Source organism: Flavobacterium sp. TAB 87 (genome assembly GCF_001529295.1).
In the GTDB taxonomy this organism is placed as follows: domain Bacteria; phylum Bacteroidota; class Bacteroidia; order Flavobacteriales; family Flavobacteriaceae; genus Flavobacterium.
This window is the reverse complement of record NZ_LLWK01000037.1, coordinates 132593-148143: the sequence shown is the minus strand read 5'-3', so window position 1 is coordinate 148143 and position 15551 is coordinate 132593. Positions and strand designations below refer to the sequence as shown.

At 32.3% G+C, this 15551-nt stretch carries 15 protein-coding genes; 4 read left to right on the top strand and 11 right to left on the bottom strand.

From position 1 onward, the window contains the following. Positions 1–5: 5 nt before the first annotated feature. The 11 genes from AP058_RS09905 to AP058_RS09850 all read right to left on the bottom strand — a co-directional run bounded on the left by AP058_RS09905 (position 6) and on the right by AP058_RS09850 (position 12037). On the bottom strand, positions 6–467 hold the full coding sequence (locus AP058_RS09905; protein ID WP_066309956.1) for a Fur family transcriptional regulator: 462 nt from the start codon (positions 465–467) through the stop codon (positions 6–8). Between the two features lie 87 nt (positions 468–554). After that, positions 555–2774, bottom strand: a complete 2220-nt coding sequence (locus tag AP058_RS09900) for a bifunctional (p)ppGpp synthetase/guanosine-3',5'-bis(diphosphate) 3'-pyrophosphohydrolase (RefSeq protein WP_066309954.1) — start codon at positions 2772–2774, stop codon at positions 555–557. A gap of 1154 nt (positions 2775–3928) precedes the next feature. Continuing rightward, a complete protein-coding gene (locus AP058_RS17000; RefSeq protein ID WP_066309949.1) occupies positions 3929–4123 on the bottom strand; it encodes a hypothetical protein in 195 nt (64 codons plus the stop codon). Positions 4124–4181: 58 nt separating this feature from the next. Continuing rightward, positions 4182–4967: an RNA methyltransferase gene (locus tag AP058_RS09885; RefSeq protein ID WP_066309948.1), complete on the bottom strand. Its 786-nt coding sequence runs from the start codon at positions 4965–4967 to the stop codon at positions 4182–4184. Positions 4968–5085: 118 nt separating this feature from the next. After that, complete coding sequence (locus AP058_RS09880) at positions 5086–6417, bottom strand: DUF58 domain-containing protein (RefSeq protein WP_082706627.1); 1332 nt, start codon at positions 6415–6417, stop codon at positions 5086–5088. Between the two features lie 94 nt (positions 6418–6511). Next, positions 6512–7102, bottom strand: a complete 591-nt coding sequence (locus tag AP058_RS09875; protein ID WP_066309941.1) for a hypothetical protein — start codon at positions 7100–7102, stop codon at positions 6512–6514. A 37-nt stretch (positions 7103–7139) separates the two neighbouring features. Beyond that, positions 7140–8147, bottom strand: a complete 1008-nt coding sequence (locus AP058_RS09870; RefSeq protein ID WP_066309940.1) for a MoxR family ATPase — start codon at positions 8145–8147, stop codon at positions 7140–7142. Between the two features lie 20 nt (positions 8148–8167). Further along, positions 8168–9367: a DUF4350 domain-containing protein gene (locus AP058_RS09865; RefSeq protein ID WP_066309938.1), complete on the bottom strand. Its 1200-nt coding sequence runs from the start codon at positions 9365–9367 to the stop codon at positions 8168–8170. After that, positions 9360–10133 (bottom strand): DUF4129 domain-containing protein, encoded by a 774-nt coding sequence (locus AP058_RS09860; RefSeq protein WP_066309936.1) that lies wholly within the window; start codon positions 10131–10133, stop codon positions 9360–9362. The genes AP058_RS09865 and AP058_RS09860 overlap by 8 nt, the downstream gene beginning before the upstream one ends. Continuing rightward, the gene (locus tag AP058_RS09855; RefSeq protein ID WP_157492685.1) at positions 10126–10806 is read right to left on the bottom strand and encodes a hypothetical protein; all 681 of its coding nucleotides are present in this window, start codon (positions 10804–10806) and stop codon (positions 10126–10128) included. Before AP058_RS09855 ends, AP058_RS09860 begins: the two co-directional genes overlap by 8 nt. Before the next feature lie 250 nt (positions 10807–11056). Beyond that, on the bottom strand, positions 11057–12037 hold the full coding sequence (locus AP058_RS09850) for a stage II sporulation protein M (RefSeq protein WP_066309930.1): 981 nt from the start codon (positions 12035–12037) through the stop codon (positions 11057–11059). A 20-nt stretch (positions 12038–12057) separates the two neighbouring features. Between AP058_RS09850 and AP058_RS09845 the strand changes: the two genes are divergently transcribed. From AP058_RS09845 to AP058_RS09830, 4 genes are all read left to right on the top strand, one after another. Further along, positions 12058–12801 carry an RDD family protein gene (locus tag AP058_RS09845; RefSeq protein WP_066309927.1) on the top strand — a complete coding sequence of 248 codons (744 nt, stop codon included), beginning with the start codon at positions 12058–12060 and terminating at the stop codon, positions 12799–12801. 73 nt (positions 12802–12874) lie between these two features. Further along, positions 12875–13483, top strand: coding sequence for a trimeric intracellular cation channel family protein (locus AP058_RS09840; RefSeq protein ID WP_066309924.1), 609 nt, complete (start codon positions 12875–12877; stop codon positions 13481–13483). Next, complete coding sequence (locus tag AP058_RS09835) at positions 13480–14457, top strand: hypothetical protein (protein WP_066309921.1); 978 nt, start codon at positions 13480–13482, stop codon at positions 14455–14457. The genes AP058_RS09840 and AP058_RS09835 overlap by 4 nt, the downstream gene beginning before the upstream one ends. After that, entirely contained in the window at positions 14454–15551 is a 1098-nt protein-coding gene (locus AP058_RS09830; protein WP_066309918.1) for a DegT/DnrJ/EryC1/StrS aminotransferase family protein, read from the top strand. The genes AP058_RS09835 and AP058_RS09830 overlap by 4 nt, the downstream gene beginning before the upstream one ends.

Below are 15551 nucleotides of genomic sequence, written 5' to 3'. Positions count from 1 at the left end.
GTGTTTTATTGTTCTTCTACTTTCTTTGTACCATAAAAATACAACGAGTGACTGTTGATTTGAATGTTGAATATCTCTTCGATTGTTTGCTTGATGATCTGAATTCGTGGATCACAAAATTCAATTACTTCACCAGAGTCAGTCATAATTATGTGATCGTGCTGCTTGTCGAAATATGATTTTTCATAATAAGCCTGATTTTGGCCAAATTGATGTTTTCGAACTAATGCGCAATCCAATAAAAGTTCAATCGTATTGTAAAGCGTAGCTCTACTGACACGATAGTTTTTGTTTTTCATTTTGATGTATAAATTTTCGATATCAAAATGCTCTTCACTATCGTATATTTCCTGAAGTATTGCATAACGCTCAGGCGTTTTACGATGTCCTTTGTTCTCAAGATACAATGTAAAAACATTTTTTACAATTTCTTGATTTTTCGAATTGTCAGTTGAGATGAGTGTCATATCTGGCAAAGATAATTTATTATTTCAATGAATAAAAGTTTCCCGTTTAAACTTTTACGCTCCAATTTGGAAATGAATATCTAAATATTAATTGCTGTATTCGCGGGTAACTTTTTCTACTCCATCAATTTTTATAATATTCTGAATCATTTTCTTCAAAATACTGTTATTTCGAACAATAACAGCTATTTGTCCATGAAAAATTCCCGCATCTGTAGTCAATGAGATACTCTGTATGTTTACACTCATGTTATTAGAAATCACTTTTGTGAGCTGATTTGTTAAACCTAAAACATCCATACCAGTAATGTTAATAATGGCTTTAAATTCTTCTTGCGATGAATCGATCCACTTAGCAGACATTATGCGGTACGCGTAATTTGATTGCATCGTAATAGCATTAGGACAATCTTTTTTATGAACTTTAATTCCTTCATTGATGGTTACAAAACCAAAAACTTCATCACCCGGAATTGGGTTGCAACACGGCGATAATTTATAATCTAATTTATCATGGTCGCTACCAAAAACCAACATGTCGTAATTACTGTTAATAACAGGTTTATGTATATCAACATCTGCAGTACTTGGTGATCTTTTAATTTTATTTTTAAAGAAATTAATAAAACTATTGCTTTTTTGAGCAGCATAATCTTTTAATTTCTGATTGTCAATCGAGCCCATTCCAACACGGTAAAATAAATCCAAACTCGTTTTAAGTTTAAAAAAATTAACCAGCTCGTTGATTACTTGCTCGTTAACGGTTATTTTAAGATGTTTTAATTTACGTCTTAACAATTCTTTACCCTCTTCAGCAATGCGCTTGGTATTTTCGTTTAAGACATTTTTAATTTTAGTTTTGGCACGAGAAGTAGTTACATAGTCCAACCAGTTTGCCGTTGGTTTTTGGTGTTGCGAGGTAATTACTTCGACTTGATCACCACTTTTTAAAATATAATTCAACGGCACTAATTTACCGTTGACACGAGTTCCTAATGTTTTTATTCCAATTTCAGAGTGAATGCTAAATGCAAAATCCAGTGATGTAGCCCCTTTTGGCAATGATTTTATTTCTCCTTTTGGCGTGAAGACAAAGATTTCTTGTGAATAGAGATTCATTTTAAAATCTTCTACAAAATCAACCGCATTTGCTTCTGCATTTTCCAATGCTTCACGCAGTAAATTTAACCATAAATCCAAGCCGCTTTCTTCGGTTGCACCGTTTTTGTATTTGTAATGTGCAGCATATCCTTTTTCGGCAATTTCGTCCATTCGTTCACTTCGGACTTGTATTTCTACCCAGCGTCCTTTTGGTCCCATAACGGTAATGTGCAACGCTTCATATCCTGTAGATTTTGGCGAAGAAATCCAGTCACGCAAACGACTCGGACTCGGTCTGTAGTGATCCGTTACAATGGAGTAGATCTTCCAAGCCAAGAATTTCTCATCATGTGGATTGGATTTATAAACAATTCGGAGAGCGAATTTATCGTACACTTCGTCAAAAGTTACATTTTGAGCGCGCATTTTTCGACGGATAGAATAAATTGATTTTGGACGTCCCTTTATAGAGTAATCAACACTTTCTGCGTCTAAAGATTTTTTTAAGACATCAGTAATATTTTTAATGTAGGCATCTTGCTCTTCTTCCGTTTCTCTTATTTTGCTAACAATATCTTTGTAAACGTCAGGCTCCGTATATTTTAACCCTAAGTCTTCCAGTTTAGTTTTAATGTTGTACAATCCTAAACGGTGGGCGAGAGGTGCGTAAATATAAAGGGTTTCGGATGCAATTTTGGTCTGTTTGTATTCTACCATCGAGTCCATTGTTTGCATGTTGTGCAAACGATCGGCTAATTTGATTAAAATTACACGCACATCATCGTTTAAAGTCAGAATCATTTTTCTGAAATTTTCTGCTTGCAACGACGCGTTTAAATCCTTTTGAACTTGTGCTATCTTCGTCAATCCATCAACTAGCTGCGCTACTTTCGGATTAAACAATCGTTCGATATCTTCTACTGTAATTGGAGTATCTTCAACTACATCGTGCAGTAAAGCTGCTGCAATAGATGTTGCTCCTAATCCAATTTCTGAAGCTACAATTTTGGCCACAGCAATAGGATGGAAGATGTATGCTTCGCCCGATTTTCTGCGCTGATCTTTGTGTGCCTCAACAGAAACATCAAAAGCTTTTCGAATTAATTTTTTATCATCATCCGTTAAGGTTTGATAACTTATTCGAAGTAACTCCTTGTACTCTTGTGCAATTGCTTTATTTTCTTTCTCAATATCTATCTCAGTCATAACAGCGGGGTTGAATCACTAAAAATAAGTATTTGAAAGCAAGTATGCAATATTTTTGAACTGTTTTAAAGTATGAAAATTAGGTTGATTTGTGTTAAAAGAGAGCTGTATTTTTATGAAAATTTAGTAATTAAGTAGATTGTTCGCGCCATAACTTGCGAAATTATTTTACTGCGAGATCTATTTAGATAGGGAGTACATTGTGCAGAATTGTCTACTTATATATTTTTCTTAATTTTAGCTGTTCAATAAAAATCGATTATGATTACTGCCGAAAATATTCAGAATTTTATTGAGCAAATTGGCTAATAAAAATGAATTAAGGCGTTAATTTAAATCGTATTCTTTAACATTTCCTCGATGTAAAGCCTTTTAAAACACTCATTGAAAATTACGGTCGTGGGAATTATTAATTTTTTGCTGTTGAACAAAATGATAAATCCGAAGAAAAAAGAGAAATTCTATATCTTAAACGGATCTCAGTTCAGATGATCTTTAACGGGATTTACATTCTATAAAAAAATAACCGGCCGCTTGATTGAAATTAATTTCAATCAAGCGGCCGGTACAAGTTGGTGTATGTAAGCCGCAATGGCTAACTTCATTCACAAAATCATTTTATAATACAATGGCTTTTTCAATAAAAACGCATTGCTATGATTTAGAAATCTATTTGGTAAAGGTATAGTGTAAGGCTAGTTTAGAATTTACAAAATATTGCAAAATATTTACAGTATTACATTATAGGTAGGTATACACAAATTAAGAGATCGATAAAATAACAATATTATTGTTTTGCCATTATTTGTAATTAAGCATACTAATCAAAACCGACTTGAAAATCGACCTATCTTTTCCAAAGACCATTGCAGCCTTTTTTATATACTGTCACAGCCGTAGCTCCACAATTCATATAGTCACAAGGTTTGATGTGGAAGATAAAAACAGTTTTTTTATCTTTACTACAAATAGGTAAAGCAATAACTACTCTAAATTGGCTCGGTGATTGTTCTTTGTGATTGTATTTTTTGAACGAATAATTTAACCTATTAAAATCCCAAACTAAAACATCTCTTTTTTGACCAACCAAATATTTAAAATCTATTTTTTTAGCTAATCTATTTATCTTTTTTGTCCGAATTACTTATAGGGCTCTAATTATAAAGAATCAAAAGCTTTCTCAGAAAAAAAAGTTGTTGATTAATAAAAAGTAAACTTTCTACATACAAAGCGAGAGAATCTTCTTTTATATTGTTTTTATCACGAAGTATGTCAGGCATTACTTGATTGAGTACAATATATTCTTTAGCTATAATATGTTGGGCACAAACTACATTAGTTGTAGCCATTAGCAACAATATAAAAATATATTATTTTCATAAGTATAGAATTTTAAATGGAGTTCGTCTAAAAAACACGTTGGCGTTTGGCTTCAAAAATTAAAATGGCTGCAGCTACGGAGACATTCATACTGTCTATTTCTCCTTGCATCGGAATAATAATATTTTGAGTTGCGGCATCGCGCCACTCTTGCGTCAATCCTGTAGCTTCTGTTCCTACCACTAAGGCAGTTGGTTTGGTAAAGTTTTGAGTATCGTATGAAGTTGAATTTTGTAATGTCGCACAATAAAAATTAATGTTCTTTTCTTTTAAAAAGGCAATAATTTCGGTAGTAGTTCCTGTAGCAATTTGGCGCGTAAATAAGCATCCCACACTAGAACGTACAATATTCGGACTGTATAAGTCACTTTTTGGGTTAGCAATAATCACAGCATCCAAATTGGCAGCATCGGCCGTACGCAACAAAGCACCAATGTTTCCGGGCTTTTCAGGTGCTTCAGCAACCAATATAAGTGGATTGTCAGATAATTGTAAATTTTTTAATTGCAGTGATTTAGTCTTTGCAATCGCCAAAATTCCTTCAGTAGTATCGCGGTACGCTAATTTGTGATAGACTTCTTTCGAAATTTCAATTAATTCAGCATACACAACGACTTGCTTTACTTCTTGTTCGCTGCATATTTCGGGTACAAAAAGTACGGTTTCTATGGCGTAACCACCTTTTATGGCAATCGATATTTCGCGTAATCCTTCAATCAAAAAAGTGCCTGACTCTTTGCGGGCTTTTGCTTTTTCTTGAAGTAATACTAATGATTTTATAAAAGGATTTTGTACAGAAGTAATTTGTTTCATTTTTTTAGAGGTTCTGAGGTGCTAAGTTTCAAAGGTACTGAGGATTTTAAGAAATGATTAAATATCAATTGTTAATTCTAACAGCATTTTTAAAAAAGTAATGATTTGAAATAAACCATTATAAAATTCCTCGGGCCTTAATCTCTAAATATTTATTGATGGTGTCTAGTGTAAGATTTTCGGGTTGGGTGAGAACGGAATGAATTCCGTATTTTTTAAGTTCCACAACAATTAAACGCTTTTCGAAAACAAATTTTTCCGCAATCACTTTATCATAGACTTCCTGAATGGTTTCGCTTTTTTTATTGATAATCACATTTAATTCGGTGTTGCTAAAAAAGACTACTACTAACAAATGACTTTTAGCAATGGCTTTTAAATACGGTAATTGTCTGTGCAAACCATCCAAAGTTTCAAAATTGGTATATAAAATTAGCAAACTGCGTTGGTTGATATTTTTCTTAATATCAACATACAATCTACTGTAATCACTTTCAAAAAAGTCAGTTTTAATATTGTATAAAGTTTCGAGAATCTTCTGCATTTGTGAACCTCTTTTTTCGGCAAAAACACGATTCTCTACTTTTTTAGAAAAAGCAAATAAACCCGCTTTATCTTGTTTTTTTAAAATTACATTCGATAAAACTAAGGTTGCATTAATGGCATAATCAAGTAAACTCAAACCGTTAAAAGGCATTTTCATGACACGTCCTTTGTCAATAATCATATAAACCGATTGTGATCTTTCGTCTTGAAACTGGTTAATCATCAGTCCGTTTTTCTTGGCCGTTGCTTTCCAGTTTATGGTTCGAACGTCATTGCCAGCAACATATTCTTTAATTTGTTCAAATTCCATTGTATGTCCAAGTCGACGAATCTTCTTTATTCCGTATTGAAATAGTGTATTAGAAAAAGCAATTAAATCGTATTTACGCAACTGAATGTACGAAGGATAAGTTGGAACCATTGCGTTTTTATCAAAAGTAAAACGTCTGGAAACGAGTTTCAATGGCGATGAAACATATACATTCAAGTTTCCGAAAAAATACTCGCCTCTTTCCGTTGGACGCAATTCGTATTGCAGTTCGTCTTTCGCGGAAGCTTTTATGTTGCGGTTAATTTTGAAGTTTCGAATTTGAAACTGAAACGGAATTTCATCAATAATGCTGATATCAATAGGAAAAGTGTAGTGATTTTTGATCGTCACCCGAATTGGGTTATTATCTCCATTGGATAGTTTTTCGGGTGTAATTCGGTGTGCTTCAATACCATTTTTACTCAAAAACAGCAGTACCAAATCCAACAGTAAAAAACTAACTAATACGAGCACCAAATACCAAACGGCATTGTATAAATTCGGAAATATAAAAGCACAAATAAACAAACCAATCATGCCTAAAAGCACATAGAAAAATAGGTTGTTGATGTATAAGTTTTTAAGTAGTTTCAAATTTTTTATCGAGTTTTATCTTCTAATCTTGTACTTAATAATATTTATGATAAATATATAATCAAAGAAGAGATTATAGTAAATGTATAAGTTTTTATTTGTGAATAGATATTTCTATAATTGAATTGATATAATTAACTTTATTAATAGTTATTTTTAATTGACCTTTTTCAGATTTAATTAATAAAGTTTCTCCAACTTTTTTGTTCTCATAATTATTGTTAATATTGTTCCCGTAACTAATATTAAGAACGGAACCATAATTTACAGAAACATCTGTAAGACCGATAATTAAATCTAATTCTTTATTAATATAACTTTCATTCTTATTTATTAATATATTTTTCAAGCTTGAAATTTTCTTTAAGTTATATGTAGAATCTTTTCTACTTAAAATTGTTTTTTCATATTGTGATTTATAAAATAGTGTTGGGTTCTCGGACTTAGAATTCCAATCTTCAAAGTCTTTAAGCTCAGATTTAAACTTTAGATTTTCTTCCTCAAGATATTCAATTCTTGATTGATATTGACTTATCGTTGCTTGTTTAGTTTCAATTTGACTTTTATAATTATCTATTTTACTTTCTTCAAAAGTAAATTTGTAAAATGCCCAAGTTGCAGCAATCAATAGGACAGAATAAGTGATAATACTTTTAGTAGCATTGTTTTCGAACCAATTTGCCATAATATTTTTATTAAATTTGCTAATTCATTTCTTTAGTCTATCTCGGAATTTCTACGCTTTCTAGTATTTGTTTGATGATTTCGTGACTGCTTATTCCTTCCATTTCGCGTTCTGGAGTCACAATTACACGATGTTGCAATACCGGAATTGCTGCTTCTTTAATGTCTTCTGGAGTTACAAAATCACGACCGTTTATGGCAGCAAAGCCTTTGGCTGCATTCAAGATTGCAATAGACGCTCTCGGCGATGCACCTAAATATAAAAAAGCATTTTCACGTGTGTTCACTACAATGCGAGCAATGTATTCTAATAAATTTTGCTCCACCACAATCGATTTTACAAGATCTTGATAGTTCTTTATTTCAATGCCCGAAAGAACAGTTTGTATGGCTTCGAGTTTGCCGTGATTTTGTAACGTATGCTCGCGCTGAATGATGGCAATTTCTTCGTCTAATTTTGGATAGTCAATCGTGATTTTAAATAAAAATCTATCTAGTTGTGCTTCTGGCAAACGGTACGTTCCTTCTTGTTCAATTGGGTTTTGAGTGGCAATTACCAAAAACGGAGTTTCTAAAATATATTGAGAACCATCAATTGTAATTTGTCGTTCCTCCATCACTTCAAACAAAGCGGCTTGCGTTTTGGCTGGCGCACGATTGATTTCATCAATTAAAATTAAGTTAGAGAAAATTGGGCCTTTTTTAAATTCAAATTCAGAGTTTTTAATGCTAAAAACAGACGTTCCTAAAATATCCGAAGGCATTAAATCGGGCGTGAACTGAATGCGACTAAAACCAATATTTAACGTTTTTGCCAATAATTTGGCAGTAATGGTTTTTGCAACACCTGGAACTCCTTCTAGTAAAACGTGACCGTTAGCCAAAATAGCAACTAATAGCTGGTCGATCATTTTAGATTGTCCGACTATTACCGTGCCTAGTTCTTTTTTGATGGCGTTGATGTGCGCTAAAAGTGGCGCAAGATCCAAGCGATTTTCGAAATTCAGATTCTGATTGGTTATTTCTTGTGGTGTATTATCGTCCATATATTTGGGTTATTTTTTATTTAATTTAAAATTTTTTCGATGGCATTGTTGATTTTGATCAAATCTTCCTCCACACTTTGATGTTTGTTTTGTCTATAATCAGTAATTAGCAGCACAACTTCTCGAATAGTGCTTTCTTCTTTTCCTGATTTTTGATGCAATTTCAGAATAAAAGATTCGTCTAGTTTTTGAGTGTCCAGTAAATATTCATTTCTGATTTTTTCTAAAAAGTAAATAATTTTTTTCTCAATAATATTGTCGTGATCACCTTCTTGGTAATACAAATTACCGATGGTTTTGGTAAAATCGACTGTCAAATTGGGCAGCGGCTCAATTATAGGAACTATACGTTGCTTCCGTTTGGCATTAAAAAGCATAAAAATTACCATTCCGATTAAGAACAGATACCAAGCCCATTTTAGTGCGGGCTGACTAAAAATGTAACGCAAAGGTGAGTTCGATATAGAGTCATTCGCATTCGACTTTAAAAACCAAAACACCTTTCCGGCAGGAATATACGAGACTACTTTTTCTGTATATTGATATGTATTGCTTTTTAATAAATGAAAATTAGTAAAAGCAGCAGGTTGTAAATGCACAATAAATTGGCCGTTTTTAAATTTAGTTTTTATAAAATTCGCACGAATCGAGTCGGTTTCTTGATAGCCTAAAATAGTTGTGTTTATGGTGTCAAAAGATTTAAAATAGCTTGCACTGCCTTCTTCTATTAACTTGTATTTTTGAGATCCTAATTGTGGATTTTGAATCCAGTTGTAACTGCTAGACTGATAACTGTAATCGACATCTAGTTCTATTTTAAGACTGTCTTTAAAAATTTTAGGCACTGAGGTAGTACTTATAAATGCCGTATTACCGTGACTTACAAAGTAAAAAATTTCTTTCCAAGATTCGTCATCAATTGGTGCGTTTTTAGCAATAGAAAGTAGTGTTCCTTGTAATTGGTAAGTTCCTACAATGCTATCAGGAACGTAATTGCTGTCTAGAAATTCATACGGAGTTTCGTTAATTTTTTCGATAGAATCATTCTTTAAAAGTTTTTGAGATTCCTTATTGAAAACGTACATTCCGAACGGAATTTTATCATTTATACCATAAGTTGGGCGCCAGTCAATTGGTTTAGGGCGGTTGTAATCGATCACCAAAATAAGAACTAACAACAGTACTAAAATGGCAATATATATTTTTATAGTTTTAGACATTGCTGAAAGTTTTTAGGGCTTTTTTAAAGCGTTGTTCTGCTTTTACAAAAGTATTTTCGTCGATTTCAAATTCGCCATACCAAATATAATTGTAGACATACGAAAGGTAACCAAACTCTTCTTTATGCGCTTGATTTTTTAATTCATACAAATAATCGGTATTGGTTTTCTCGATGTCCCATTTAATATGATGGTGCTGCGCCATTGTTTTAAGCAGCCATAAATAGTAATAACGAATGCTTATTCTCTTGTGACCCGACTGTAAACTTTCTTGAATCAGTTTTTCAAAATCAGCCAGATGGATATTTTTTTCAATATCAGAATAATTGATGTTTTTTTTGTGCGAATCTTTACCGAAAATCCACTGCCCTTCTTTATTAATTATCGCTTTTACAATTAAATAAATTACAAAAATAACTACAGCAGCAGCAATGACTTTCAAAACAATTTTCACCAAATTTACTGAGGTTTCGTTACTGCTAAATTGAAATAATTTTTGAAATAGTTGTGCCAGCCAATCTTTAAAACGATCCCAAGCATTTTTTTCGGGCGTTTTAAATTCGTACATAAAATCAGCCTCTTTGTAACTGTCTTTAAAGTTTTTTACAAATGACTTTTTCGAAATAGTACTCGAGTCCAACTGAATTATTCGCGAAGAATCGGTAGTATGCAATGCTGTTCCCGTCTCTTCAATTAGCGAACTTTCTTGCGCTTGGGTCAAAAAAGAAGTAAAGAAAAGTATTATAAAAATAAAACATTTATTCATTATCAGCTCCTATTAAATCAATATTACTAATTAATGAAGTGCTTTCATTTTCTTCGCGTAAGCTGTAGTAAATTAAACCTTGGTTGATTAAAACTAAATTATTGAAAAAATAGCTCAGTAAAACAGCCAAGATCATAATTACAGCTGCAAATATGCCCATGGTTGCCAGTCCTTCACTTTCGGGATCACTCATATTCGTTTGACCCGAACTAAAAAAGTAAATAATTCCGATGAAATAAGGGACCATCGTAATGATACCTTGCACAATTTGAATCAACATTAGCATAACAAAGGTGGTTCCTACAATTGTCCAAAACTGTTGCTTGAGCAGCAGAAATCCATTTTTAAACGCTCTAAAAAAGCCTGTTTTTTCGGTTAGATAATCGTAAAAACTTAAATTAATCCAAGCCAAAACAGCTGGCATAGCAATTAAAAGTAACGGCAAACCGATTATAATAAAGATCATTAAAAATAAAAGTGTAAAAAGAAGCATTAACAAAGGAAAGATAATAAAAACTAGACCAAGAATAAAAACCAGTAATCGTCCTGTATTTTTGGTCAATGCGGTAGTAATATCTTTAATCGTAAAATTAGCTTCAGGATTTTTAGATATGAAATGTAAATATAAAACGGGATACGCAAAATTCAGCATCGAAATAATGATAATGAGCAAAAAGAACAAGATTAAAGTGCCAATAAAAAGAATTGAATTCGAATTAAAATATTGCGAAAAATAGTCTGAGTTAGTGGTTCCAATAGAAGAAAACACTACTTCAAAATATACCTTAAAAATAAAGTACATTAGGAAACAGAGTACGAGTAAAAAACCGCCATTGATTAAAAGATAGTTTTTGAAAAAATGTTTTCCGTAGATTTTAAAGAAAGTAATGGTGTCGGAAATAAAATCGCTAAAATTTCTTTTTTTATAAAGTTGGAACATTTATTTGGCTGTTTTTTTTGTGAATAATATGAGGGTAAATCAAATAGTAAAATGAAATAATTCCGAGGGTAATTAGGATGATTCCAACACTCAGCCAATTAGGCATGTCAGCAGAATAGCGTGTGATAAACCCTTCTAAAAATCCAGCTGAAATCGTAAACGGGAAAGTGCTTGTAAAGATTTTAAAACTAGTTTTAAAACCTATTTTTAACGAATTAAAACGAGAATAAGTTCGTGGAAATAAAATAGCAGCACCTAATATAAAACCAGCTGCAGCCTCAATTACAATCGCAAAAATTTCCATAGAACCGTGTATCCAAATCCCACGAACACTTTCCCAAAACACATTTTCTTGATAAAAAAAATACTGAAAAGAACCGATCATGATGCAGTTTTGTAAAAAAATATAAAACGTGCCAATGCCACCAAAAACACCGTAGAGATAGCATTTTGCACCTACGTAAATATTGTTGAGCGTAATACCAATAAAACTACCCCAATTGCTACCAGAGCTATAGACGGCAACAGGATTTCCTTTTTTGATGTTCTCTAACGTCATGTTTACATAGCTATCGCCGAGAATAAGTCGAACAAAATCAGCGTCGAATTTTGCCGAAACTACGCCCATCGCAACAGTAGCAAAAAACAGTACAAAAGCATAGAATAAATAGCGTCTATACTCGTAAAGCAAAAGCGGAACTTCAGTCTTGAAAAAGTAGACAAGTCTATTTTTTTCTGTCCTTTTAGTTTTATAAATTTTTTGATAGATCTGTGACGCTAAATAATTTAGATAGATAACCGTTTTACTTTTAGGATAATAGGTTTGTGCGTAAGCCAAGTCATTCATCATTTGAATGTATAAATTAGCTAACTCATCAGGATTTTTTTTAGCTTTACCAAAAATAGCTAATTCAAAGTCTAGCCATTTTTCTTTATTTTGTTTTATAAAAGCAATTTCTCTCATTAGAGGCTAAAATATAAAATATGTCAGAATTATCTATAACAACTACACAAAATGTAGTAATAAATTTCAAAGCGGCTTCAGTAGGAGACCGAATGTTGGCCTATTTTATAGATTTAATTATTAAGATTGCTTACGGAATCGTAGTTTTTACCGTGTTTTTTTATTATTTCGGAATAAAAGATTTATTTAACGAATTAGATCAGTGGTCTATTTTTGCCATTATTTTGTTTTTTTATTTTCCAGTTATAATTTACACGATTACATTAGAAAGTATTTTTGAAGGACAAACGTTTGGAAAAAAATTAAGTAAAATTAAAGTCGTAAAACTCGATGGATATCAAGCAGGTTTTGGTGATTATCTAATGCGTTGGTTTTTTAGAATTATTGATATTTCGATAATGAACGGAATTATTGCAATTACTACCGTAGTGACAAGTAAAAACAATCAAAGATTGGGCGATATGGTCGCAGGAACGGCAGTAATTTCATTAAAAAATGACGTTAATATTAGTCATACTATTTTGGAGGAAATTGGAGAAGCGTATATACCAACGTATCCTTTAGTGATAAAATTATCCGACAATGATGTGCGCATTATTAAGGAAACTTTTGAGCGCGCACAACTCAAACATGATTTTGAAACAGTTGAAAAGCTAGTGACAAAAGTTGAAAGTGTTACTGGAATTAAAAATCAAACGGATTCTAAAGCCGATTTTGTTCGGGTAATTTTAAAAGATTATAATTTTTACACTCAAAGCATGTAGCAAATTACTGCTGCAAATTCGTTCTTTACAAACACGAAGAACTATAAAACTTAGAATTACTTAAAAAAAATCAATGTTCGAATTATTAGATCTTATTGGGACAATGGCCTTTGCGATGTCTGGCGCTTTAACGGCTATGAACAAAAAACTAGATCCATTTGGAGTTTTTATTATTGCATTTGTAACGGCGGTTGGTGGCGGAACATTGCGTGACGTGTTGATTGGTAGAACTCCGGTAGGTTGGATGCTCAATTTGGAATACGTTTACATCATAATTTTAGCTTTTTTTCTATCTATTCTTTTTCGAAAAAAATTTGATAAGCTGAGAACTTCTTTGTTTTTATTTGATACCATCGGATTAGGTGTTTTTACATTGATCGGACTCGAAAAAGGGATAAATGTAGGTTTGCATCCCGTAATTTGCATTGCCATTGGCACGATGACGGCATGTTTTGGAGGTGTTACTCGCGATATTTTGTGTAATGATATTCCAGTAATTTTTCATAAAGAAATCTATGCAACTATTTGTATTATTGGCGGAATTGTATTTTTTGCTTTGAAAGAATTTAATCTCAATAACGATATTTTATACTTGATTACTTCCATTGTAATTATTGTACTTCGATTAATGGCTGTGAAATTTAAATGGTATTTGCCGTCTTTAGAAGTTAAATCAGAATGAAAGACTTTACAGTAAAACGCTATACGAAAGAAAATCGTACGGTTTGGAATGAATTTATAGCAAAAGCTACAAATGCTACTTTTTTATTCAATCGTAATTTTATGGAATATCATAGCGATCGCTTTGAAGATTTCTCGTTATTAATTTATGAAAACAAAAAATTAGTAGCCGTTTTACCTGCAAATATTGTAAATTCAGATGTGTATTCGCATCAAGGATTAACGTATGGTGGGTTGGTTTATAATGAGAAACTGAAATTAGCTTCGTTCATTGAAGTTTTTAAATGCGTTTTGTCTTTTTTGAATGACAATAAGATTCAAAAATTACAACTCAAATTACTTCCATCTATTTATCATCAAAAGCCCGCTGAGGAATTAAATTATGCTTTGTTTTTAGCCGATGCGCTGTTGATTCGAAGAGATACTTTGGCTGTTACTGATTTAACAAAGCCCTATTCGTTTTCCAAACTTCGAAAAAGAGGCGTCGATAACGGTATCAAAAATAGTTTACTAGTAAAAGAAGTTTCTTATTTTGATGAGTATTGGAATGAAATATTAATTCCAAATTTAGCGGATAAATACCAAGCTAAGCCAGTTCATACTTTGGAAGAAATTACTAGATTAAAATCTTTTTTTCCAAATAAAATAAGGCAGTTTAACGTTTATGAAAATGGAAGTATTATTGCGGGAACTACAATTTTTGAAAGCGAGAACGTAGCGCATTGTCAATATATTTCGGGTAAAGAAGGAAAAAATGAACTAGGCGGATTGGATCTATTGTTTCATCATTTAATTACAGTTGTTTTTAAAGAGAAGCACTTTTTTGATTTTGGAATTTCCAATGAAAATCAAGGCAGAAAACTAAATCAAGGGTTATCATATTGGAAAGAAAGTTTCGGCGCAAGTACGATTGTTCAAGATTTTTCCGAAGTAGAAACGTCAAATTTTAATGCATTAGATACGATTTTGAAATGATACAATTTCTCGACTTAAAAAAAGTAAATGCGACTTATGAAACTGGTTTTCAAGAAAAATTGAAATCAGTTTTAGAAAATGGTTGGTACATTTTGGGTAATGAAGTTGCTGCTTTTGAAAAAAATTTTGCTAACTATTGCGGAATAAAATATTGCATTGGCGTCGGCAATGGTTTAGATGCGTTGGTTTTAATTTTCAAAGGATATATTCAATTAGGTGAATTGCATAAAGGAGACGAAGTAATTGTATCAGCGAATACTTATATTGCGAGTATTTTGGCTATTTTGCAAGCCGATTTGGTTCCAGTTCTGGTCGAGCCAAAATTAGAAACTTACAACATTAATCCCGATTTAATTCAAGAGAAAATAACAGCAAAAACAAGGGCAATTCTTGCGGTTCATTTGTACGGACAATTGGCTGAAATGAATCAAATTAACGCCATTGCGAGTCAAAATAACTTATTAGTAATCGAAGATGCAGCTCAAGCACACGGGGCAGTTTACGATTTTGGAAAATCAGGAAATCTATCTGATGCTGCTGCTTTTAGTTTTTACCCTGGGAAAAATTTAGGTGCTTTAGGTGATGGCGGAGCGGTTACGACTAATGATTCTGCATTAGCAAAAACAATTCAATCCCTTCGGAATTATGGTTCTGAAACCAAATATAAGAATGAATATATTGGTATGAATTCAAGATTAGACGAATTACAAGCGGCTTTTTTGAATGTAAAACTAACCAATTTAGATGCTGATAACAAACATCGTCGAACCATTGCAAAACGCTATTTGTCTGAAATTAAAAATGATAAAATTAGTTTGCCTTTTTGGGATTTGTCAAACAATCACGTGTTTCATTTGTTTGTCATTCGAACCGAAAAAAGAGATGAATTAAAACACTATTTATTAGAAAATGGAATTCAAGCGATGATTCATTATCCTATTCCGCCTCACAAACAAAAAGCATTTTCAGACTGGAATAATCTATCTTTCCCTATTACGGAGAAAATTCATAAGGAAGTTTTGAGTTTGCCGATTAATCCTGTAATGACAGTAGATGAGGTAGGTTTTGTGATTTCAATTTTAAATAACTATTAA

Bases quoted from the DNA above. Each gene is read 5' to 3' on its own strand.
- AP058_RS09905 (WP_066309956.1), bottom strand. From the start codon at position 467: ATGACACTCATCTCAACTGACAATTCGAAAAATCAAGAAATTGTAAAA.
- AP058_RS09900 (WP_066309954.1), bottom strand. From the start codon at position 2,774: ATGACTGAGATAGATATTGAGAAAGAAAATAAAGCAATTGCACAAGAG.
- AP058_RS17000 (WP_066309949.1), bottom strand. From the start codon at position 4,123: ATGGCTACAACTAATGTAGTTTGTGCCCAACATATTATAGCTAAAGAA.
- AP058_RS09885 (WP_066309948.1), bottom strand. From the start codon at position 4,967: ATGAAACAAATTACTTCTGTACAAAATCCTTTTATAAAATCATTAGTA.
- AP058_RS09875 (WP_066309941.1), bottom strand. From the start codon at position 7,102: ATGGCAAATTGGTTCGAAAACAATGCTACTAAAAGTATTATCACTTAT.
- AP058_RS09870 (WP_066309940.1), bottom strand. From the start codon at position 8,147: ATGGACGATAATACACCACAAGAAATAACCAATCAGAATCTGAATTTC.
- AP058_RS09865 (WP_066309938.1), bottom strand. From the start codon at position 9,367: ATGTCTAAAACTATAAAAATATATATTGCCATTTTAGTACTGTTGTTA.
- AP058_RS09860 (WP_066309936.1), bottom strand. From the start codon at position 10,133: ATGAATAAATGTTTTATTTTTATAATACTTTTCTTTACTTCTTTTTTG.
- AP058_RS09850 (WP_066309930.1), bottom strand. From the start codon at position 12,037: ATGAGAGAAATTGCTTTTATAAAACAAAATAAAGAAAAATGGCTAGAC.
- AP058_RS09845 (WP_066309927.1), top strand. From the start codon at position 12,058: ATGTCAGAATTATCTATAACAACTACACAAAATGTAGTAATAAATTTC.
- AP058_RS09840 (WP_066309924.1), top strand. From the start codon at position 12,875: ATGTTCGAATTATTAGATCTTATTGGGACAATGGCCTTTGCGATGTCT.
- AP058_RS09835 (WP_066309921.1), top strand. From the start codon at position 13,480: ATGAAAGACTTTACAGTAAAACGCTATACGAAAGAAAATCGTACGGTT.
- AP058_RS09830 (WP_066309918.1), top strand. From the start codon at position 14,454: ATGATACAATTTCTCGACTTAAAAAAAGTAAATGCGACTTATGAAACT.